This window comes from Acidimicrobiia bacterium, from assembly GCA_036271555.1.
Lineage (GTDB): Bacteria > Actinomycetota > Acidimicrobiia > IMCC26256 > PALSA-610 > DATBAK01.
Map to the genome: position 1 here is coordinate 1 of DATBAK010000020.1, position 21,437 is coordinate 21,437.

The 21,437-nt window shown below is 70.4% G+C and carries 21 protein-coding genes; 12 read left to right on the top strand and 9 right to left on the bottom strand.

The genetic code is table 11. The annotated features are described in order from the left end of the window. From VH914_06690 to VH914_06700, 3 genes are all read right to left on the bottom strand, one after another. A partial coding sequence (locus tag VH914_06690) for a cytochrome P450 (GenBank protein HEX4490876.1) occupies positions 1-737 on the bottom strand: 737 nt, incomplete at its 3' end. After that, a complete protein-coding gene (locus tag VH914_06695; protein HEX4490877.1) occupies positions 738-1,871 on the bottom strand; it encodes an acyl-CoA dehydrogenase family protein in 1,134 nt (377 codons plus the stop codon). A gap of 20 nt (positions 1,872-1,891) precedes the next feature. Next, entirely contained in the window at positions 1,892-2,035 is a 144-nt protein-coding gene (locus VH914_06700; protein ID HEX4490878.1) for a hypothetical protein, read from the bottom strand. A gap of 116 nt (positions 2,036-2,151) precedes the next feature. On the opposite strand from VH914_06700, the gene VH914_06705 reads away from it, so the two are divergent. From VH914_06705 to VH914_06720, 4 genes are all read left to right on the top strand, one after another. Beyond that, the gene (locus tag VH914_06705) at positions 2,152-2,829 is read left to right on the top strand and encodes a TetR/AcrR family transcriptional regulator (protein ID HEX4490879.1); all 678 of its coding nucleotides are present in this window, start codon (positions 2,152-2,154) and stop codon (positions 2,827-2,829) included. Positions 2,830-3,091: 262 nt separating this feature from the next. Beyond that, positions 3,092-3,799: a hypothetical protein gene (locus VH914_06710; protein HEX4490880.1), complete on the top strand. Its 708-nt coding sequence runs from the start codon at positions 3,092-3,094 to the stop codon at positions 3,797-3,799. A 140-nt stretch (positions 3,800-3,939) separates the two neighbouring features. Then, on the top strand, positions 3,940-5,481 hold the full coding sequence (locus VH914_06715) for an alpha/beta hydrolase domain-containing protein (GenBank protein HEX4490881.1): 1,542 nt from the start codon (positions 3,940-3,942) through the stop codon (positions 5,479-5,481). Positions 5,482-5,644: 163 nt separating this feature from the next. Further along, a complete protein-coding gene (locus VH914_06720) occupies positions 5,645-7,990 on the top strand; it encodes a CocE/NonD family hydrolase (protein ID HEX4490882.1) in 2,346 nt (781 codons plus the stop codon). 27 nt (positions 7,991-8,017) lie between these two features. On the opposite strand, the gene VH914_06725 is transcribed toward VH914_06720, so the two are convergent. From VH914_06725 to VH914_06735, 3 genes are all read right to left on the bottom strand, one after another. Beyond that, on the bottom strand, positions 8,018-9,244 hold the full coding sequence (locus VH914_06725; protein ID HEX4490883.1) for a GAF domain-containing SpoIIE family protein phosphatase: 1,227 nt from the start codon (positions 9,242-9,244) through the stop codon (positions 8,018-8,020). A gap of 158 nt (positions 9,245-9,402) precedes the next feature. After that, positions 9,403-10,449 (bottom strand): TIGR03857 family LLM class F420-dependent oxidoreductase, encoded by a 1,047-nt coding sequence (locus tag VH914_06730; GenBank protein ID HEX4490884.1) that lies wholly within the window; start codon positions 10,447-10,449, stop codon positions 9,403-9,405. 4 nt (positions 10,450-10,453) lie between these two features. Then, entirely contained in the window at positions 10,454-11,527 is a 1,074-nt protein-coding gene (locus tag VH914_06735; protein ID HEX4490885.1) for an ABC transporter substrate-binding protein, read from the bottom strand. Between the two features lie 95 nt (positions 11,528-11,622). Between VH914_06735 and VH914_06740 the strand changes: the two genes are divergently transcribed. The 5 genes from VH914_06740 to VH914_06760 all read left to right on the top strand — a co-directional run bounded on the left by VH914_06740 (position 11,623) and on the right by VH914_06760 (position 15,002). Further along, a complete protein-coding gene (locus VH914_06740; protein HEX4490886.1) occupies positions 11,623-12,042 on the top strand; it encodes a nuclear transport factor 2 family protein in 420 nt (139 codons plus the stop codon). Continuing rightward, positions 12,039-12,413, top strand: a complete 375-nt coding sequence (locus VH914_06745) for a DsrE family protein (protein HEX4490887.1) — start codon at positions 12,039-12,041, stop codon at positions 12,411-12,413. Before VH914_06740 ends, VH914_06745 begins: the two co-directional genes overlap by 4 nt. 18 nt (positions 12,414-12,431) lie before the next feature. Beyond that, positions 12,432-12,713 carry a DUF4242 domain-containing protein gene (locus tag VH914_06750; GenBank protein ID HEX4490888.1) on the top strand — a complete coding sequence of 94 codons (282 nt, stop codon included), beginning with the start codon at positions 12,432-12,434 and terminating at the stop codon, positions 12,711-12,713. A gap of 28 nt (positions 12,714-12,741) precedes the next feature. Continuing rightward, positions 12,742-14,313: an HD domain-containing phosphohydrolase gene (locus VH914_06755; protein ID HEX4490889.1), complete on the top strand. Its 1,572-nt coding sequence runs from the start codon at positions 12,742-12,744 to the stop codon at positions 14,311-14,313. Positions 14,314-14,417: 104 nt separating this feature from the next. Beyond that, the gene (locus VH914_06760; protein HEX4490890.1) at positions 14,418-15,002 is read left to right on the top strand and encodes a hypothetical protein; all 585 of its coding nucleotides are present in this window, start codon (positions 14,418-14,420) and stop codon (positions 15,000-15,002) included. A 304-nt stretch (positions 15,003-15,306) separates the two neighbouring features. On the opposite strand, the gene VH914_06765 is transcribed toward VH914_06760, so the two are convergent. Further along, the gene (locus tag VH914_06765) at positions 15,307-16,368 is read right to left on the bottom strand and encodes a hypothetical protein (GenBank protein HEX4490891.1); all 1,062 of its coding nucleotides are present in this window, start codon (positions 16,366-16,368) and stop codon (positions 15,307-15,309) included. A gap of 98 nt (positions 16,369-16,466) precedes the next feature. Next, positions 16,467-16,817, bottom strand: a complete 351-nt coding sequence (locus VH914_06770) for an FxLYD domain-containing protein (GenBank protein ID HEX4490892.1) — start codon at positions 16,815-16,817, stop codon at positions 16,467-16,469. A 54-nt stretch (positions 16,818-16,871) separates the two neighbouring features. On the opposite strand from VH914_06770, the gene VH914_06775 reads away from it, so the two are divergent. From VH914_06775 to VH914_06785, 3 genes are all read left to right on the top strand, one after another. Next, on the top strand, positions 16,872-18,152 hold the full coding sequence (locus VH914_06775) for a hypothetical protein (protein ID HEX4490893.1): 1,281 nt from the start codon (positions 16,872-16,874) through the stop codon (positions 18,150-18,152). Continuing rightward, the gene (locus VH914_06780; GenBank protein HEX4490894.1) at positions 18,149-19,177 is read left to right on the top strand and encodes an NADPH:quinone oxidoreductase family protein; all 1,029 of its coding nucleotides are present in this window, start codon (positions 18,149-18,151) and stop codon (positions 19,175-19,177) included. Before VH914_06775 ends, VH914_06780 begins: the two co-directional genes overlap by 4 nt. Positions 19,178-19,563: 386 nt before the next feature. Next, positions 19,564-20,250: a glycoside hydrolase family 16 protein gene (locus tag VH914_06785; GenBank protein ID HEX4490895.1), complete on the top strand. Its 687-nt coding sequence runs from the start codon at positions 19,564-19,566 to the stop codon at positions 20,248-20,250. Positions 20,251-20,253: 3 nt separating this feature from the next. Here VH914_06785 and VH914_06790 read toward each other — a convergent pair whose 3' ends face one another. Continuing rightward, the gene (locus tag VH914_06790) at positions 20,254-21,324 is read right to left on the bottom strand and encodes a cellulase family glycosylhydrolase (protein HEX4490896.1); all 1,071 of its coding nucleotides are present in this window, start codon (positions 21,322-21,324) and stop codon (positions 20,254-20,256) included. Between the last annotated feature and the right edge of the window lie 113 nt (positions 21,325-21,437).

Below are 21,437 nucleotides of genomic sequence, written 5' to 3' on the forward strand. Positions count from 1 at the left end.
CCGGCCTCGACGAACAGCTCGCAGTACGCGAGCAGTTGGTCGGGCGAGAGCGGCTCGCCGTTCACGACCCCGCGGAGCAACTCGCTGACGAGGTCGTCGCGCGGCGCGTGGCGGCGTTCGTCGATCAGCCGCACGAGATACGCGTGCAGCTCGCCGCGCGCGCGCTTGATCGTCTGCCCCGGCGACTCGCCCTCGCGCCGGTACTCGGGGTCGTCCTTGCCGATGATCTCGTTGGTCCACCGGAACAGCAGCTGCCAATCGGCACTCGGCACGCCCAGGATCCACGCGATCACACCGAGCGGGAAAGGCGCAGCAACGCGCTCGACGAAGTCACCGCACGCTTCCGTTCCGGCCGCGTCGAGCACGTCGACGGCGATGCGCTCGACGTCGTCGCGCCGCTCGCGCACCGCGCGCGGCGTGAACCGACGGCTGACGAGCCGCCGAACCGGGCCGTGCTTGGGCGGATCGAGCAGCACGAGGATCTCCGAGGGCGGGATCGGCGGCGCGCCCTCGCGCGCGAGCGTGATGCCCTGCGCGCTCGAGAACCGCTCGGGCTGCGACGCGACCTTCACGATGTCGGCGTGCTTCGTCACCGCCCAGAACGGGCGGTACCCGGGCGCCTCGATGTACGCGACGGGCGCTTCGGCGCGGAGCTGCGTCCAGAGCGCGTGCGGGTAGCCGCGCTGCGCATAGCGCGCGGGGTCGACGAGGTCGAGTGGGTCGACGCGCACGCTCATCTAGCGCAGCTCCCGCGGGAGACCGAGCAATCGCTCGCCGACGACGTTGCGCTGGATCTCGCTCGTGCCGCCCATGATCGAGTTCGCGCGCGTCGACAGCAGGGCGCGCCCCCACTCGTTCCTGGCGAGCAGCGTGTCCTCGCCGAGCAGCGCGACCGCGGTCTCCGCGAGCTGCTGGCTCGTCGCCGCCCAGAACAGCTTCACGAGGCTCGATTCGGATCCGAGCTCCTCGCCGCGCGCGAGCCGATCGAGCGTGCGCGCGTTGTGCAGCCGGAACACTTCCGCGTTGATCCACGCCTGCGCGAGACGCTGCCGGACACCGGGATCGGTGGCGAGGCCGCGGCCCGCGCACTCACGCGCGAGCGCGCGGGCCGCGAGCTCTTGGAGCACCTGCTCGCGCCAGATGAAGGACGCCCCGCGTTCGTTGGCGAGCGTCGTGTTCGCGACGCGCCAACCGTCGTGCTCCGGACCGATGAGGTGGTCGACCGGCACCTCGACATCGTCGAGGACCACCTCGCAGAACTCCTCGTCGCCGGTGATCTGGCGCAGCGGGCGCACCTCGACACCGGGCGCGTCCATGGGAATCGCGAGCATCGAGATGCCCCGGGTCGGCTTCGCGTCGCGATCGGTGCGGACGAGCGCGATCCCGAGGTCGGCGAACACCGCGTACGACGACCAGACCTTGCGGCCGGTGACGCGGTACACACCGTTGCGCCGCTCGGCGCGCGTCGTGAGCGACGAGAGGTCGCTGCCCGCGTCGGGCTCACTGAAGAGCTGGCACCACACGTCGGCGGCGGACAGGATCCGCTGCAACCAGCGCGCTCGCTGCGTCTCGGTCCCGTGCGCCATGAGCGTCGGCCCGACGAGCGTCACCCCGGCCCGCCCGAGCAGTGGCGGCGCGCCGGCCCGCGCGAGCTCCCCGTTGTACGCCGCGACCTGCGTGACCGACGCGGCCCGACCGCCGTACTCGACCGGCCAGTGGATCCCGACCCAACGGTCGTGATGCAGCGCGGCTTGCCACGCGCGCAACTCCTCGGCCTCCGCGCGCGTCGTCGCGGTTTCGACGCGCGGCGGCGGATGCTGCGCGAGCCACCCGCGCAGCTCCGCGCGCAGGTCGTCGTCCGACGCGTCCACGCGAGCGCGCTCGAGGGTCGCTAGGGCCGGCCCGCCGACCACGACACGGTCTCGAGCTGCGGGTGCTCGAGCAGCCGGTCGGCGCCGAGCTCCCGGCCGATCCCCGACTGCTGGGAGCCGCCGAACGGTCTCCACCGGTGCGGGCCGCGGCCTCCACCATTCATGCTCGCCCCCCTCTTCCATGGTATCGGCGACCGTAGCGGAGAACGGCTCTCTCGACAATTGTGTAGGGCGTTCTGCCGTTTGGGCGAGCCTGAATCGCGAACGGTATTCTCACGACGTGGAACCACGCGACCCCGAAGCGGCCTCCGACCAGCCCGAGTGGCGGCAACGGGCGGTGTCGCGCAGCCTCGACGCCGCCCGCTCGCGCGCCGAGCTGCGCGTCCAGCGCTTCCTCGACGCGGCCTTCGAGCTCATCGACGAACGCGGCTCGACCGAGTTCACGATCCAGGAAGTCGTCGAGCGGTCGAAGCAGTCGCTGCGCGGGTTCTACGAGTACTTCGAAGGCAAGGACGAGCTGGTGCTCGCGCTCTTCGAGGAGACCGTGCGCGAAGCCGACGACGACATCCGTGCCGCCGTAGAAGCCGAAGAAGACCCACTCGAACGGCTGCACGTGTTCGCGACGCGGCTGCACGACTGGTGCGATCCCGGCGAGACGCCGCGTAAGCGCGGGCGGCACAACCGCCGTGCGATCTCCGAGTTCTCGATGCGGCTCGCGGGCAACTACAGCGAGCGCGTGCGCACGTCGCTCGCGCCGTCTTCGAAGTTGCTGCGCGAGCTCATCGACGAAGCGACCGCCGCGGGGGTCGTGCACGTCTCCGACAGTCGCCGCGCCGCCGCCTTCGTGCAGTCGACCGTGATCTACAGCTGGTTCAGCAACCGCCTCGTCGACGACGACACGAGTCGCTTCAGCGCCGACGAGACCTGGAACTTCTGCCTGCGCGGTCTCGGCGGCTGAGGCCGCCACCTCGGAGCCACTCCGGAGGTGCGAGAGCCTGGTTCAGCGCGTTTCGAGAGTGCTCCTCCATATGAAGAGATTGCGACTCTCGTCCGACGGTGGCAATGTTCTCGCTCAGCGGCGAGATCGGCTGGGGACGGAAGGGGGGACGGGCCGGTTCTCGGTGGGCGGGGCTCACCGTTTTCGCGCCGTATCCGCGTATCCGACGCGCCGGATGTTGCGGTTCACCTCGTGAATGTTTCGACAGAGGAGAAGTGAAACCGTGAAGAGCTTTCGTCGGATGCTCGTCGGCGCGGCCGCGGTCGCGCTCGTCGGGGGAACGTTGGCCGCGGCGGTGCCCGCGGGCGCGTCGACAACGAATGTTGATGTCTCGAACGCGTCGGTCGCGTGCGACACCGTCACCGGCACGCTGAAATTCTCGACCCCACTTACTCTGAGCGCCGCCACGACGGGCGCCCTGACGACGACCGTCAAGGGCGCGGTCGCGGGGTGTACGTCCTCGACGGTCAACGGGGGTGGGTCGGTCTTCTCCGGAACGCTCACCGGCACACTGACGTCGTCGGGCGGCACGAACTGCACCGCGCTGCTCGGTCTGGCCGGCGATTCGGGCTCCCTCACGATCGCGTGGAAGGCGCCGAAGGGCTACAAGTTCGGGCCTCTGCAGACCGTCGGCGCGAAGACGATCGCGGCGTCGGTGCTCTCGGTGTCACAGGTCAACGGCACCGAGTACGCGGTGACGGGACAGGGCCCGTGGGGCTCGTCGTACGGCCAGTTCCAGATCGGCCAGACGTACGGCACCACCCACATCAACGTGTCGGGAGCGAACCAGGACTTCACCGGCGGTGATACCGGCCACGCGAGCTGGATCAACGGCGTGTTCAGTCTCGGCAGCACCGACGGCTTCGCGCTGTGCGCGGGCACCGGGCTCAAGCAGGTGACCTTCGGGATCGGCGGCGCATCGGTCGCCTAGCTCGTGCGAGCAAGACCCGTTGACGGCGGGGGGCGTCCGGTGCCAGCCGGCGCCTCCCGCGTCACGGCTCGGAGCGAGAACGACGTTCTGGAATTACGCTCCGTCCCGCTCTGCTCACTCGCGCGACCCGGGGAGGCGCTGTGACATCAGCTGCGCGCACCGTCCGCAGCCGGACCCTCCCGGCCGCCGCGATCCTCGGTGTCGTGCTCCTCGCGAGCGCGTGCTCGAGCAGCTCGCACTCGAAATCGACCGCCACGACCACGGCGAACGGGTCGACCGCGTCGACGGCCGCGGCGCCGTCGACCACCGCCCGTCCGGCGGGCCCCGCCGCGAACCTCGACACCGAGCTCACCGGAGGCCGCGGCCCGTACATCGCGGCAGCCACGCCCGAGGACATGGCGAGCATCGGCTACGTACAGACCGAGTACGCCGCCGCCGGAACCGCGACGTCGTACCGCGCGATCGGCCCGCTCGCGCACGACGGTCGCTGGGCGTTCGCGCCCGCGGCGTCCGCGCCGTACCGGACGCGCGTCTTGGTGCGCGCGCCCAAGGACCCGAAGAAGTTCAGCGGCACCGTGATCGTCGAATGGCTGAACGTCAGCGGCGGCGCCGACGCGGACCCCGACTGGGTGAGCCTCCGAGAGGAGATCGTGCGCGCCGGCGACGTATGGGTCGGCGTGTCGGCGCAGCGCATCGGCGTCGAGGGCGGACCCGTGCTCGTGTCGGTGAACGTGCCCGGCAACGACGCCGCGGGCAAGGGTCTGAAGAAGATCGACCCCGCGCGGTACCGCTCACTCGTGCACCCGGGCGACGGCTACGCGTTCGACATCTTCACCCAGGTCGCGCGCGCACTGCGGACCGGCGCCGGGCTCGGCGGACTGCACGCGCAGCGGATCGTCGCCGCGGGTGAGTCGCAGTCGGCCTTCGCGCTCGTCACGTACTACGACGGTGTGCAACCGCTCACGCACGCGTTCGACGGCTTCTTCGTGCACAGCCGCGGCGCGGTCGGCCTCCCGCTCGTCGCGCCGGGCAAGTACGCCGACATCGCGGGGTCGCTCTCCGGCGGCTCCGCGATCTTCCGCACCGACCAGTCGGCGCCGGTGATGGACATCCAGACCGAGACCGACGTCGCAAGCATCCTCGACTCGTACGCGGCGCGTCAGCCCGATACCGACCGGTTCCGGCTGTGGGAGGTCGCGGGCACCGCGCACGCCGACGTGCACCTGGTCGGCGCGTCGTCGAAGTACATCGACTGCGGCGTGCCGATCAACGACGGACCGATGCACCTCGTGGCCAAGGCCGCGCTGCGCGCGCTCGGTACCTGGCTCGTCGACGGCACCCCGCCGCGCATCGCGCCACGCATCAACGTCGCGCCGGGTGCGTCCCCGACGGTGAAGCGCACCGCCGACGGCATCGCGCGCGGCGGGATCCGCACCCCTCCGGTCGACGTGCCGGTGGCCGCGCTCTCCGGCGCGCCGGGTCCGAAGCAGTCGACGATCTGTCTCCTGCTCGGTTCGACGAAGCCGTTCACGAGCGCGCGCCTCGCCCAGCTCTATCCGTCGCGCGCGCGGTACACCGCGCAGTACGACGCCGACGCCGAGCGCGTCATCCAGCAGGGCTTCGTGCTGCCCGAGGATCGGGCCGCGCTGCTCGCCTTCGCCCAGCCGCAGCTGATCCGCTGAATCGGGCCGAACCCGGCCCGCGCGGCGGCGCCGACTGGCGCGCGACCCACGCAACGAGGTTGATTAGTCGTCGTTACCGATGGGTAGATGGGCGCCCGCCGCGGGACGAGGTCGCGCGGCCTTCGTCCGAGCGCGGTCAACGCGTCGAGGGAGGCGGGACGGAATGTCGAAGACGCGACCGAGCGTCCGGTGGAGCGCGCCGGTGCTCACGATGGTGTTGTGTGTCGGGTTCGCCGTCGGATCGATGACCACGGCGACGACCTCGGCGGCGGCGACGCCGACCTTCAAGGCGGCCGGCAGCGCGGAGCAGGTGGACGTCACCGGGCTCGCACCGGCGGCGTCGGTGGCGCTGATCGACGCCAAGGGCCACACGGTCGCGACGCAGACCGCGAACTCGCTCGGCGGTTCGCTGTTCCGGAAGGTGAAGCCGGGACCCGGCTACCACGTCCGCTCCGGCGGCGCCGACTCCCCCGCGCTGGCCGTGCACACGAACCGCGCCGCGCCGTGGGATGCGTCCGTCTACAACCAGACGATCACCGACAACGGCTACCAGTACCTCACCACCCGTGACGGCACGCAGCTCGCGATCGACGTCCACCCGCCGACGAGCCCCGCGGGTGAGCCCGGTGTGCCGCCGGGCATCGACCCGCCGTCGACCAACGCCGACTTCACGCCGCCCTACCCCACGCTGATCGAGTACTCCGGCTACGGGTACGCCAACCCCGCGGGCCCGACGAGCGGCATCGCGATCCTCGCCAACCTGATGGGCTTCGCGGTCGTCGACGTGAACATGCGCGGCACCGGTTGCTCGGGCGGCGCGTTCGACTTCTTCGAGCCGCTGCAGAGCCTCGACGGCTACGACGTGATCGAGACGATCGCGCGGCAGCCGTGGGTGAAGGCCCACAAGGTCGGCATGATGGGCATCTCCTACGGAGGCATCAGCCAGCTCTTCACGGCCGCGACCAACCCGCCCGACCTCGAGGCGATCGCACCGCTCTCGGTGCTCGACGCCACCGCGACCACGCTGTATCCCGGCGGCGATCTCAACACCGGCTTCGCGGTCGCGTGGGCGCAGGACCGTCAGAACGAGGCGCAACCCGCGAGCCCGACCACGGGGCAGCCGTGGGCCTGGCAACAGATCCAGTCGGGCGACACGGTGTGCGCGGCGAACCAGGCGCTGCACCCCGAGGCCGCGGACCTGATGGCGAAGATCACCGCCAATTCGCACTACACACCGTCGGTCGCGGACGCGCTCGACCCGGTCACCTTCGTACACAAGATCAACGTGCCGACGTTCCTCGCCTGCCAGTTCGAGGACGAGCAGACCGGCGGTCACTGCCCCGAGCTCGCCCGGCACTTCACCGGCACCAGCGAGAAGTGGTTCACGTTCACGAACGGCGCGCACATCGACTCGCTCGATCCCGCGACGTTCAACCGCTGGTACGACTTCCTCGAATTGTTCGTCGCGCACCAAGCGCCGCTCGTGAACTCGGCGGTGGTGCAGGCCGCAGCGCCCGTGATCTTCCAGGTCGCGATGGGTCTCCCGTCGACCGACCTCGCGACGCTGCCGGCCGATCCGATCCAGACGAAGCTGACCTACAGCGGCGCGCTCAAGGCCTTCGAGGCGCTCGCGCCCGTGCGCGTGCTGTTCGAGAACGGCGCGGGCGCGTCGCCCACGGGCACGCAGGCCGCAGGTGACCCCTACCCCACCTTCGAGCAGAGCTTCGCCGCGCTGCCCGTCCCCGGTACGACCGCGCGCACGTGGTTCCTCGGACCGAACGGCTCGCTCAACGCCGCGAAGTCGAAGACGGCAGGGAACGACTCGTTCACCGCGGACGCGACCGCGCTGCCCGCCAACGACTTCGGTGCGAACACCGGGACCGGCGGACTGTGGGGCAACGCGTCGCAGTGGTCGTGGAACTGGCAGCAGAACCCGGCCGGCACCGCGGTGTCGTACGTCTCCGCGCCGCTCACGCAGAACGCGGTCGTCGTCGGCTCGGGCGCCGTGTACGTCTGGGTGAAGTCGTCGACGCCGGACGTCGACCTCCAGGCGACGATCAGCGAGGTGCGTCCCGACGGCAAGGAGACGTTCGTCCAGAACGGTTGGCTCCGCGCGAGCGAACGCAAGCTGTCGACGAACACGAACAACATGTTCAAGCAGCGCAGCAGCAAGCTCCAGCCGATCCCGACGTTCACCAAGGCCGACGCCGCGCCGATGCCGCACGGAAAGTTCGTGCAGGTCGCGATCCCGCTCTACTACGAGGGGCACGCGTACCGCGCGGGCTCGCGCATCCGAGTGACGATCGCGGCGCCGAACGGCACCCAGCCGATCTGGGCGTTCGCGCAGACCCTCCCGACCGCCAAGACGTCGACGATCGGCATCGCGTTCTCGAAGACGATGCCGTCGTCGCTCGTGCTGCCGGTCGTCCCGAACGTCGCCGTGCCGGCCGGACTGCCCGCGTGCCCGAGCCTGCGCAACGAACCCTGCCGGACGTACCAGGCGCCATAACCTCCGCGCGCCGCGGCGTGCGATCGACTACTCCCGTTGCATGACGACGAGCGCCACGTCGTCGCGCGTGACGGTGCTGCCGATGAGCCGGTGCATGATGTCGCGCGCGACCTCCTCGGGAGGACCCGGTTTCGTCGCCCGCCGGAGTCGCTCCATGCCGACGTCGAGGACCTCGCCCCGCCGTTCGACGAGACCGTCGGTATAGAACGCGACGACGGAACCGCGCTCGATCGGGATCGTCGTCGAGCTCCGCTCGATGCTCCACGGCGTGCCGATCGGCGCGCTGATGATCGTGTCGACGAGCTCGGCCGGACGGCCGGGCGCCGCGAGCACGGGTGGAAGGTGCCCGGCGACCGCGAGCCGCATCGAGTCGTACGGCGGATCGAGCGCCGCGCACAGCACGGTCGCGATCGTGCCGATCTCGAAGTGCCGAACCTTGCGGTCGACGAGGTCGAGCGCACGCTCGGGCGGGATGTCGAGCATCGTGTACGCGCGCAGCGCGCTCCGGATCCGACCCATCGTGACCGCGGCGCCGAGACCGTGTCCGGCGACGTCGCCGACGATGACCCAGAGCTGTCCCGACGGCAGCTCGAACAGGTCGTACCAGTCGCCGCCGACCGTGTACTCCTCGGCGGCCGCGAAGCGAGTCGCGACGCGCAACCCGGGCGGCGCCGGCAGCCTCGACGGGAGCAGGCTGCGTTCGAGCAGCGTCGTCGCGGCGCGTTCGATGTTGAGCTGGCGGGTCTGGATCGCGGCGGCGACCCGCTCCGCGACGACCTGGAGGAGCTCGACCTCGCGGTCGCTGAACGGTCGCCTCGAGAGCCGGCCGACGTGCAGCACGCCGAGGAGCTCGTTCCCGCTCTGCAGCGGAACGCCGAGCATCGTCTCGATCCCCATTTCCCAGAGGATGGGGTTCGTGACGGTGCTCGCGTCGACGTGGTCGAGGACGACCGGCGCGCGCGTCGCCGCGACGCGCCCCGCGAAGCCGGCGCCGAGCGGCACGCGCACCCCCTGACGCACCTCGTCCTCGATGCCCTGGGCGACGCGAGCGACGAGCGCGTCGGACTGCGGTTGGAGCGTCAGGACCGCGGCGGTGTCGACGTCGAGGATCACGCGCACCCGCGTCAACAGCTCCCGCAACAGGTCGTCGACGTCGAGCTGGGTGAGCGAGCTGTCGGTCAGCGCCTGCAGGTTCGCAAGATGCTCGGAGGCCGCACCGTCGGTGGGGTCGAGCGGCGGGTTCGCAACCGTCACCGCCTCATCATGCCGTGCGACGGTCGTCGCGGCTCGACCGCACGGACCCGTGACGCGCAATACCCCCGTTCGGGGGGCAGCGTTGTGCCGGTTCGGCGACGCCGCGCGGTGGCGTTGGCCGGGAGCCGGCTCTGAACCGGCTCTGAACCGGCTCTGACTCAGGCCGACGTCGTCGCGCGGTACGCCGCGATGACGGGGCGGAGCTCGGCGGGGCTGCAGCCGTGCAGGATCACGCCGTCGCACCCGAGCGCGAGCTGCCCGCGCACCGCGGCCGCGCACTGCTCGGCTGAACCCGTCGCGCTCGGTGCCAGCCACTCGTCGGGGATCAACGTCGCGACGTGCTCGAGCTGCCCGGTCGTCGCGGTCATGTCGAGCCCGGGGACGCGCTTCACGACGTCGTCGGCGAGGAACCGCTCGAGCACCGCGTGATCCCATCCGTTGGTGCGCACGAGGAGATCGCCGTAGCCCTGGAGGTAGGTGCCCAGCCGACCGACCGTCTTCTTGAGGCGCGCGTCCTCGGGCAGGTGATCGCCGACGGTCGCGAAGCACGACCACACGCGTACCGACGCGGGATCGCGGCCCGCCTGCTCGGCCGCACGCTTCACCGTCCGCACGCAGCGTTGCGTCGTCTCGTCGGTGAAGTACGTGTGCAGCACGACGTCGTCGAACACGCGGCCGCCGAGCGCGAGCGACTCCGGCCCGAACGCGACGAGGCTCATCGGCAGGTGCTCGTCGAGCGTCGAGTCGAGGTGCAGCACCGGAAACTTCCCCGCGGGTCCGTCGTGACCGAAGATCACCTCGCCGCGGAAGAGCCGGCGCATGAGGTTCGCGAAGTCTTCGAGCTGCGCGGTCGTGACGTGGCTCATGCCGTACGCGTCCTGGAGCGGCCGGATGCCACGACCGATGCCGAGCACGAACCGGCCGCCGGTGAGGCTCTGCATCGTGCGCGCGAAGCCGGCCGTCACCATCGGATGGCGCGTGTTGTGGTTCGTCGCCGCGGTCTCGATGCGGATGCGTTCGCTCACGGCCGCCGCCGCGCCGCTCAACGTCGCGGCTTCCTTCTTGTTGAAGCGCTCCGAGATGAACGCGGTGCCGAGCCCGAGCGACTCGCCGTCGCGCACCTCGTCGAGGAGGTCGCGCGACGTGCGGGGTTGTCCGGCGAGCGTGTAGAAGCCGAGCTCGTCGAGCGTGGTTCCGCAGGTCACGTGCTCACTCCCACGGCTCGAAGAGGCCTTCGAATTCGAGCTTGCCGTTCGCGACGCGTCCGTAGAGCAGCCAGTCGCCGCGGAACATGCCGTGCTCGTACGGCGAGCACGCGATGTGTGTCTGCGCGGCGCCGGTCGTGCTCGGCATGAACCGGATCGTCTCGAGTCCCGCCTTCAGTCCCGGACCCGAGAGGATCGGCGCGCGGAAGAGGCCCTCGACGAGCACGCGCGCAGTGTCGTACGCGAGCACCGGGACCGCGTTCGGCCAGAGCGGAGGCTCGCTGTCGTAGCGCGCGACGTAGCGATCGTGGAACTTGCGCGTCAACGGGTTGCGCAGGTCGAGCTGGTCGACGCCGACCCAACCCTCGAACTTGTCGAAACCCATCAGATAGAACATGAACGCGGTACCCATGATGCGCGGCGGGTCCCACGCGAGCTCGTCGAGCGCGGCGCGCAGGAGCCCCTTCGCGGCGAGCATGCCGTAGCCCATGTAGACGAGCGCGTCGGGGTTCGCCTGGCGCAGGTTGTCGAGGTTGTCGGCGAGCCGATCGGGACTCTGGCTCACGGTCTCGACCGCGCCGATGCGCACACCGCGCCGCCGGCACTCCTGTCGGAAGAAGCGGAAGTACTCCTCGCCGTTCGGCGAGATCTCGCTCAGCACCGCGACCCGTTCGTGACCGTGTTGCTTCAGCCACGCGACGACGAGCGCGGCGTCGCCGCCGACGTCGCCGTTGCCGAGCCGGAAGCAGTACTCGCCGCGCAGCCGCTCGGTGCCGCACCAGCTGATGAGCGGGACCTCGAGCGCGTTCGCGAGCGGCCCGACGGTGATCGCGTTGTCGGAGCTGTACGCGCCCGCGACACCGATGCAGCCCTCGTCGACGAGGAACCGGAAGCCGTCGGTCGCGTTCTTCGCCGAGCCCTGCGGCAACCCGTTCTCGGGATGCAGGACGAACTCGTAGGGCCGGTCGAGCAGCCCGGACTCGACGGCGTCGTCGAACGCGAGCCGGTGGATCTTGTCGTAGCCCCCGCCGGGCCCGTCGAGCGCCGACCCCAGCCATCCGATCCTGATGGGTTCCATTCCTCGATCTTTGACGACGGCGCGGCGTCGGTGCGAGCCCACTATCCGGTGAACACCCGATGTGCGGGCGGGCGGTCCCGCCGTACAACAGCACCATGACCACGACCACCGCGAGCCTGGCCCCCGCCGACGCGCTGCTCACCGCCCTCGCCGCCCACGACTTCGACGGGATCGCCGACGCCTTCGAGCCCGACGCGAAGCTGTCGGCGCTCCTGCCGCGCGGCTACGACGAATGGCACGACACGGCCGGCGTCCGGGCCGCCTTCGAACGCTGGTTCGGCGACGTCGAGGAGCTCGAGGTCGCCGACGCATCCGTCGGCCGGATCGGCGACCTCCTGCAGCTGCGCTGGCGCGTGCGGGTGCAGGGCGGACGCTTCGGTGCGCGGGCGATGGTCGTCGAGCAGTACGCGAGCGCACATCTCGGCCCGAGCGGACGCATCGCGCGCCTGTCGTTGCTCTGCACGGGTTTCTGGCCCCAACCGCACATCACCGATCACAAGGAGCAGGACTCATGATCACCGCACCCGACGAAAAGGTCCTCGTCTGCCTGAATCACGGCGACGAGGATCCCGAGAGCGTCCTCATCGCGTACCTCGTCGGCGTGGAAGCCGTGCGCGCGGGCAAGCAGGCGCTGATGTTCCTCACGAAGGACGCGATCCACATCGCGACGAAGGGCTTCGTCGACGCGATCGACATCCCCGACGCGCCGTCGGTCGCCGCGCTGCACGACGAGTACGAGGCGAAGGGCGGACGGTTCTACGCGTGTCCCGTGTGCGTGAAGACGCGCGACCTGCACGACGCGGAGTGGGTCCCGAACAGCGAGATCAAGGGCATGCCCGCCGTCTACGAGTTCACCGCCGGCGGCGCGCTCGTCTTCAACTACTGAATCTGAAGGGAGAACACGGTGAAGACCTATGTCATCGAGCGCACGGTTCCGGGCGCGGGGCAGATGGACGCGGCGGCGCTCGCCGCGATCACGGCCCAGTCGAACGCGGTGCTGCGCGACCTCGGTCCCGAGATCCAGTGGGTGCACAGCTACGTCAGCGACGACAAGATCACGTGCGTCTACCGCGCATCGGACCCGAACGTCATCGAGGAGCACGCGCGCTGCGGCGGGTTCCCGATCGATGCGGTGCTCGAGGTGCGCGCGACGATCGATCCGACGACGGAGTCGCTCGCCCGTTGACGTCACGACCGCGCCATAGGGTTGGCGCGTGTCGGACTCCGGCGTACGCACGACAGACCTACTGATCGCGCTGTCGCTCGCCACCGATCTCGGCCTCGGTCAACCGTCGGAGCACATGCTGCGCGCGGCGCGGCTGGGCATGCGGATCGGCGAGCGCCTCGGTCTCGGGCCATCGGACCTGGCGACGCTCTACGACGTGAGCATCCTCACGTACGTCGGCTGTCCGATCTACGGCAACGAGTCGGCGCTCGTCTTCGGCGACGACATCGACTTCCGCGAGCGTGCGATCCACGTCGACCTCGCCGGGATACCGGCGATGAGGTTCATGCTCGGACGCGCGGGCGCGGGCAGATCGCCGCTGAACCGGGCGCGCACCGCGGCGACGCTCATGGCCACGGGAGGACGCACCGTCGCGCAACAGATGGCGAACCACTGCTCGGCCGCGGGCACCCTCGCACAGCGGCTCGGGCTCGGGGCCGACGTGCAAGCGGGTCTCGAGCAGTCGTACGCGCGCTGGGACGGCAAGGGCGTGCCCGCGCACCTCAAGGGCGACGGCGTGTCGCTCGCGGCGCGCATCTCGCACGTCGCCGAGGCGTGCGAGGTGTTCCAGCGCACTGCGAGCGTCGACGACGCGGTCGACATGACCCGATCACGGCGGGGCACGCACTTCGACCCTGAGGTCGTCGAGGCGGTCGAGCGCGACGCGACGTCGCTCTTCGCGGGCATCGACGACGACACGGTCGACGCGCTGCTCGATGCCGCGCCCGTCGACCGTCCGGCGCTCACCGACGACGCGCTCGACGACGCGCTCGCCGCGATCGGCGACTTCTGCGACCTGCGCTGCCCGTACTTCGCGGGCCACGCCGCCGGCACCGCGCAGCTCGTCACGACCGCGGCCGAGCGCGCGGGCATCGCGGCGCCCGAGGCGACGCTCGTTCGGCGCGCCGCGCTGATCCACGACGTCGGACGCTTCGGCGTGCCCGCGACCGTGTGGGACAAGGCGGGCCCGCTCAACGACCGCGACCTCGAGCGGATGCGACTGCACGTGTACTACGTCGAACGCATCTTCAACCGGCCCGAGCCGCTGCGCCGCATCGGTCTGCTCGCGGCGACACATCACGAGCGCATGGACGGCAGCGGTTATCACCGCGGTGTGGGCGGCACGATGCTCTCGGCGCCCGCGCGCCTGCTCGCGGCCGCCGACGCCTACCACGCGATGACGCAGCCGCGCCCGCACCGACCGGCGTTGACGGAAGCCGATGCGGCGCGCCGGCTGCGCGCCGAGGCCGCCGACGGCAGGTTCGATCCCGCTGCGGTCGATGCGGTGCTCGAGGCCGCGGGGCACGCGCCGCGCCGGACGCGCGCCGGTGGTCCCGCGGGCCTCACCGCGCGCGAGAGCGAGGTACTCGGGCTGCTCGCGGTCGGGCTGCCGAACAAGGGCATCGCGCGCCGGCTCGGCATCAGCCCGAAGACCGTCGGCTCCCACATCGAACGCATCTACACGAAGCTCGGCGTCTCGAACCGCGCCGGTGCGGCGCTGCACGCGATGCACCACGGGCTCGTCGGGTCGCCGGCCGCGAGCGACAACCGACCCGAATAAGCAGCGCGTGCCGACGAAATAGGTACGCGCGCCCGATGGCAGCGGCGGCTTTCTTCCTTACCTTCCTCACAACGGCCGGAAGTCCCGGTCATCAGGAGGGGACCATGGATCTCAGCCAGCCTTCACCGCCCGCGCGCGCCTCACGCACGCGGTCCCGCATCATCGCCGGCCTCGCCGCACTGCTGGCGATCGCCGGTCTCACGACCGGCGTCGCGATGTCGGCGTCGGCCGCAGGCCCGCGGCGCGACTTCGTGTCCGAGGTGCGCCATGCGACACGCGACTTCCACAACGTGGACGCGGTCGAGCACGCGGGCTACGCGAAGTTCTCCGACGTCAACGGCGTCACGTGCATCAACGGCGCACCGGGACAGGGGAACATGGGCATCCACTACGTCAACGGCGACCTCGTCGGCGACGGCGTGATCGATCCCGACCAGCCGGAAGCGGTGCTCTACGAGCACACCGCGAGCGGCCTGCAGCTCACGGCGGTCGAGTACATCGTGACGAAGGACGCGTGGCAGGGCGCGCAACCGCCCGAGCTCGCCGGCCACCCGTTCATGTTGATCACCGCGCCGAACCGCTTCGGACTGCCGGACTTCTACGCGCTGCACGTGTGGGTGTGGAAGGACAACCCGCACGGCACGTACATGCCGTGGAACCCGAACGTCCACTGCCCGCCGGCGGGCTGATCCGAACCTCGTTGGCCGGCGCGCGACGCTCCCCCGTCGCGCGCCGGCTCGCGGTTCTCATGGTCGGGCTCGCAGGCTCGCCCTCCGCGACGCGCGCCGCGACCCGCGTGGCCGCGCCGCTCGCTCCGCTCGCGCGCTCAGACGCGCTCGCCCTCCGCGACGCGCGACGCGACCCGCGGGGCCGCGCCGCTCGCTCCGCTCGCGCGCTCAGACGCGCTCAGACGCGCTCGCCCTCCGCGACGCGCGCCGCGACCCGCGTGGCCGCTCCGCTCGCTCCGCTCGCGCGCTCAGACGCGCGTGCCCTTCACGACGTGGACGGCGCGCCGACGAACGCGAGCGGCCGATCGTTGGGCCGGTCGTCCGTGCCCACGGCCACGCAGTGACGGACGTCGAAGCAGTCGACTCCGTGCAGCCAGCCACTCGGGTGCACCTCGACGTCCGGATACGACCACACGGTCCCGTTCCAGGCCGCGATGAGCTGGCCGAACGTTCCCGATCCATTGGGGCCGTACCACGTGCCCACCGCGACGCAGTTGACGCCGTGCGCGCACGAGACGTCGTCGACATGGCTCCCCATCGCACCCGGCGGAACCGGGTCGGTGAGCAGCTTCCAGCGGTGGCCGTTCCATTGCTCGACGAGCGGGTCGTTGGACGCGCCCTCATCGTGCTGGCCGACCGCAAGGCAACGGTCGGGCGCGCCACACGAGACGTGCAGCAGCACGTTCGCGCCGCCCGGCAGGTTCGGCGGCGCATGGGTCGCGGTCCATTGCTCGCCGTCCCACGTCTCCGCGCGCGTGGTTGCCATGTGGCACGTCCGGCAACTGAAGGTGACGCCCACCGCGACGCAGTGTGTCTCCGAGGTGCACGAGACGTCGTACATCGCGTTCCCGTGCAACGACATCGGCGCGGCGACGAGCGTCCACTTGCTGCCGTCGAAGCGTTCGAAGAACGCGTCCCTGGAGCCGCGGCCGGCCGCCATGCACCACGTCGCGCTGACGCAGGAGACGCCGTCGAGCTCCGAGTAGCCGCCGGGACCGGGCACCGTGCTCGGGGTCCACTCCGCGCCGTTCCAGGTATCCGCGCTCGCGCGATCGCCGGCCAGACCGACCGCGACGCACATCGTCGTCGTCGGGCAGTCGAGGCTGCCCGCGAACCGCGGTGACGTCGACTGCACGGTCCAGCGTCGGCCGTTCCACTGCAGGACGTGCTCCGGGTCTCCCTCGGTCAAAGCGAGACACGAGCGCGCCGCCGGACACGAGACCTGGGTCAGCCCAGGGGTCGCGTGCGGTGTGCGCGAGAACGTCCACGACGCCGGCGCAGCCGACGCGGTGCCGCCCAAGGTTGCGAACGCGAGCAGCACGGCCACACTGCTCGCCACAATGATGCGTCGCTGACGCCGCCCCGTACCGGACATCACCCACCCCCGTGTGCTGGTCGCCCATCACGACGGGTCGAGGGTACCGGTCAGGGTGCGACGGTGCGAGTGACCGAGTCGAGCGAGCACTTCACCGGACCCTTGGCGTCCTCGCTGCCCGTCGCGTCCCAATGTGCGTTGCCGCCCGAGTCGACGCGGCCGACGGCCGAGACACCGTCGCCGACGCCGTTGCCGGAGGCGTCGTCGAACTTCACGTGGATCGCGTAGGTGCTCGCCTTGCTGCTGTGATTGTGGATCGTGCCCGCGACCGTCGGGTGGCCGCCGCCCGGATCGGCCTTGCACGAGGTGATCGACACATCCTTCTTCGCGGAGCTCGACGAGCACGCCGCGCACGCGACGAGGGTGACGAGCACGCAGAGCACGAACGTTGTCCTTCGCATGAACGCCCCTTCTACCCAGACACGTCGACGGCCAAGACGACTAGCTTTCGCCGCGTGCGGGAGGCGCCCACGATCGTCCTGATCGGCGCAGGCAGTGCGTCGTTCGGGCTCACCACGCTCCACGATCTCTACGCGGACCCGGTGTTCACCGGCGCGACCGTGTACCTCGTCGACCTCGAGCGCGCGCCGCTCGAGCAGATGGCGAAGGTCGCCGCCGCGATGGAAGCCGCGACCGGACGCGGCATCACCGTCGAATGCCGGCAGGACCGCGTCGACGCGTTGCCCGGTGCCGACGTCGTCGTCGTGTCGGTCGAGGTCGATCGGGTCAACCGCTGGCTGCTCGACTTCGAGATCCCGCGCCGTCACGGTGTCGACCATCTCTACGGCGAGAACGGCGGGCCGGGCGGCCTCGCGCACGCGTTGCGCACGGTCCCACTCGTCGTCGACATCGCGCGCGACGTCGAACGGCTCGCTCCGAACGCGCTGCTCGTCAACTTCACGAATCCTGAAGGGCGGATCTGCACCGCGTTCCGTCGCCACCTCGACCAACCCGTCGTGGGCCTGTGTCACGAGGTGAAGATCGCGAACGATCGGTTCTCGAAGTTGCTGGGTCGCCGCGTCGACACGCGCGCCGCGGGCCTCAATCACTTCACGATCCTGCTCGAGGCGTGGGATCGCGCGACCCACGAGGACGTGACGCCGCAACTGCACGCCGCAGTGAGCGCGCTCGAGAACGGCGACGGTGAGACGTTCGATTTCGTGAAGCATCTGCACGATCGCTTCGACGCCGTGGTCGCGACGAGCGACAGCCACGCGGGTGAGTACTTCCGCGACGCGACCGAGTTCGCCGCACCGCTCGACATCGCGGCGCGTCAGATCAAGATGCGCTCGATGATCGGCGAGGTGATCGACGTCATCCTCACCGGCACGTTCGACATGGCGCCGTTCCTCGCGTGGGTCACCGACGACTCGTTGCGCCCGATCCTGCGCGCCGCGATCTCGGGCGAGCCGGAGCGCATCGCGTCGGCGATCCTGCCGAACGACGACCTCGTACCCGCGCTGCCGCACGACAGCGCGGTCGAGGTGAGCGGCACCGCGACCGCGACCGGCATCGTCGGCGATCGCAGCAACGACCTGCCGACCGCGATCGCGGGGGCGCTCCACACCGAGGCCACGATCCAGCAGCTCGTGAGCGACGCGGCGCTGCTCGGCTCGCGCGCGGCCGCACTGCAAGCCCTGGAGCTCGACCCGGTCGTCGGCTCCGCGCGCGCTGCGGACCGGATCCTCGCCGACTACGAGGACGTGCACCGCGACCTCTGGCCCGCGCTGTCGTGAAGGCCTGGCTCGCGACGAAGCCGGGCGCGCCGCGCGACGTGCTGCGCCTCGACGACGTCGATGCGCCCGAACCCGGCGCGAACGAGGTGCTCATCCGCGTCGAGGCGGTCACGCTCAACTTCAACGACATCGACGGCATCCACGGCCGCTACGCGACCGTCCGCACGCCGTTCCCGTACGTACCGGGTATGGAAGTGCTCGGGCGGGTCGTCGGCACGGGCGACGGTGCGTCGACGTGGCGCGACCGGCGGGTCGTCGCGATTCCGTCCGGCGCGTACGGCGGCTACGCGGAGCTCGTCGTCGCGCCGACCGCGATGACGTTCGCGATGCCCGACTCGCTGCCGCTGCCCGACGCCGCCGCGATCTACATGCCTCTCCACCTCGCGTGGCTGGCGCTGCGCGAACGCGCACGCGTGCAACCCGGCGAGACCCTGCTCGTGCACGCGGCCGCGGGCGGCGCGGGCTCCGCGGCGCTGCAGCTCGGTGTGCACGCGGGTGCGCGCGTCATCGCGGTCGCGGGTGGCGCGGAGAAGAACGCGTTCTGCCGCGAGCTCGGCGCGCACGTGACGATCGATCATCGCGAGACCGACTTCGTCGCCGCAGTGCTCGACGAGACCGGCGGGCGCGGTGTCGACGTCGCGTTCGACACGATCGGCGGCGACATCACGGTGCAGACGTTCCGATGCATGGCGTTCAACGGACGCCACGTGCTCGCGGGGTTCGCGTCCGGCATCGAGCACGAGGACGAAGGCGTGGTGCCGCGACCCGTTCTCTTCGGCAACTTCTCGCTCGTCGGCGTGTGCCACGCCTACGCGGACGACGCGCTCGAGTTCCGCAAGCTCACGGGTCTCAACTTCCCGTCGCACGCGCAGGGTGAGGAGACGCACCGGCAGATCCTCGGCCTCGTCGAACAGGGCGCGGTCCGGCCGGTCGTCGGACGCGAGCTGCCCTTCACCGAGCTCCCCGACGGGCTCGACGCGATGGAGCGCCGCGCGACCATCGGGCGCGTCGTCGTGCGCTTGTAGCGCCGGTCTCCGTGGTACTGCGTTGTTCGGCGGTACGCCGACAACGCAGTACCACCGAAGCGCGGGTCGGCGCTCGGGTCGGCGGTCGCGACGCGCCGCAAGACAATCGTCGGCATCGCAACGCGTCATCCGCCACACGAGCGTCACCCGTTCGTGACATCACGCATATGCGGAGCGATTTCCGGGGTAGGACTGGCGCGCTTCCCCGGGGCGCGAGTTGGATGGTGCTGCTTCGGGCTCGATGGACCGAGAACGCGGTGCGGGCCGCGGTGATCCGCGCACGGAGGCATACCAGCATGAGCTCTATCCAGCCGCACGCGCGTTGGACTCGCGCGTGGCGAATCGTCGCTCTTCTTCTCGTCGTCGGGCTGACGCCGTGCATTGCCGTGCGCGCGCGCCTCGCCGACGCCGTGAGCTCGACGAGCGCGAAGCCGAAGGTCCTCTTCCGAGACGACTTCAGAGGCAACAAGCTCGACGCGAAGAAGTGGAACCCGAGCTGGTTCGGACACGGCAACAGTCCGAGCAACCCCGTGAACAGCAAGGAAAACGACTGCTACGACCCGCGCCAGGCGATCGTGAAGAACAGCTATCTCGTGCTCGCCGCGGTGCCGCACAACTGTCTCGGGCGCGCGTACATGTCGGGACTCGTGAACACGAACGGCAAGTTCCACTACACCACGGGTGACCTGAAGGCTCGGGTGTGGCTGCCGCCGGGGCAGGGATCGACCGTCGACTGGCCCGGCATCTGGACGAACGGGCAGCACTGGCCCAACGACGGCGAGATCGACGTGCTCGAAGGGCTCGGCGGCAGTGACTGCTGGCACGTGCACACCACGCGGCCGACGGTGGGCGCGTGCACCTCGACGCGCGGCGGGTGGCACGTGGTCGAGCTCGATCGCACGAGGTCGTCGTTGACGTTCTTCTACGACGGCAAGAAGGTGGGCACCGCGTCGGCGAGCGCGTTCGCGAACAGCCCGCACTACCTCGTGCTGAACCTCGCGGTGTCGAAGTCGATCAGTCCACCCGAGAAGCCCGCGTTCATGCTCGTCGACTGGATCCAGGTCACGACCTGATCGTCACCGCAGCTTGTTGCGAATCGCGTTGTACGCGGGCTTCGCCTGGCCGCTCCACCGCAGGATGCCCATGTTGTCGACGAGATCCGACTTCTTCGTCGACGAGTCGCGTAGCTGGAAGATGAACATCGGCCCGGTGAACGACCACTTCTGCCAAGCCGTGATCGCGGCGACGAGGTCGTTCGCCTGCGTCTGCTCGCTCACCGCCTTCGAGCTCGTACCCGTCGGGTAGCCGATCTCGGTGCCCCAGATCTTCTTGTTGCCGTCGCCGACGTCGGCCATGAGCTTGTGCACGGTCGGCGTGTTGTAGAAGACGTTCCACGACGCCTTCTTCATCGGCGCGTACGGATACGAGTACGGATGCAGACCCAGCCCGTCGAAGTTGCCCTTCGCGCCGTGGTAGTAGAGCGCGACGATGAACGACATCGGCGAGAGGTCGTTGCCCCGATCCCTCGCCGGTGCGAGCCCGCCCGAGATCACCGTGGCGTTGCGATCGGCGCTCTTGATCGCCGGATACGCACGCCGCAGCAGGGCCGCGTACGCGACCGGGTCGGCCCGCGGCGCCCAGAACACCGCCAGGTTCGGCTCGTTCCAGATCTCCCACGTGTGCACACCCATCGGCGCGTACCGGCGCGCCGCCGCGCGCGCGAAGTTCGCGTAGTCGTTCGGGTTCTTCGGCGGGTCGTGCTCGTCGGGACCGCTGCGCGCCCATCGCGGCGCATAGGCGAGCATGCCGACCACGTGCAGATGATGTGCCTTGGCCGCCTTGACGAAGGCGTCGGTCGGACCCCAGTACCACGAGCCCGGTCCGCGGCTCTGGATCGACGACCAGAAGAAGTCGGCGCGCACCCACGTCATGCCCGCGGCCTGCATCGCGCCGAGATCCTGATTCAGCGCGGCCGGCCGCTCGTATGCGAGCCCGGGCTGCTGGCCGCCGATGCCCTGCACGCGTTGCTCGGCAACCGACTCGACCGCGCGCGCACGCGTCGGCACCACAGTCAGCGACGCTGCGATCGTGATCGTCGTCACCACGACGACAAGGCGCGTACGAACCCGCCCCGAGACGTTGTTCACCAGGGTCTCCAAACTGCGAGAGCCGATCCCCGCGCGCTTCGGCGCACAGCCTGTGCTGGTGTCGAAACGGTAGGCGCCGGCGGTACGCGGAGTCCACCCGTGCGCACTCGAAA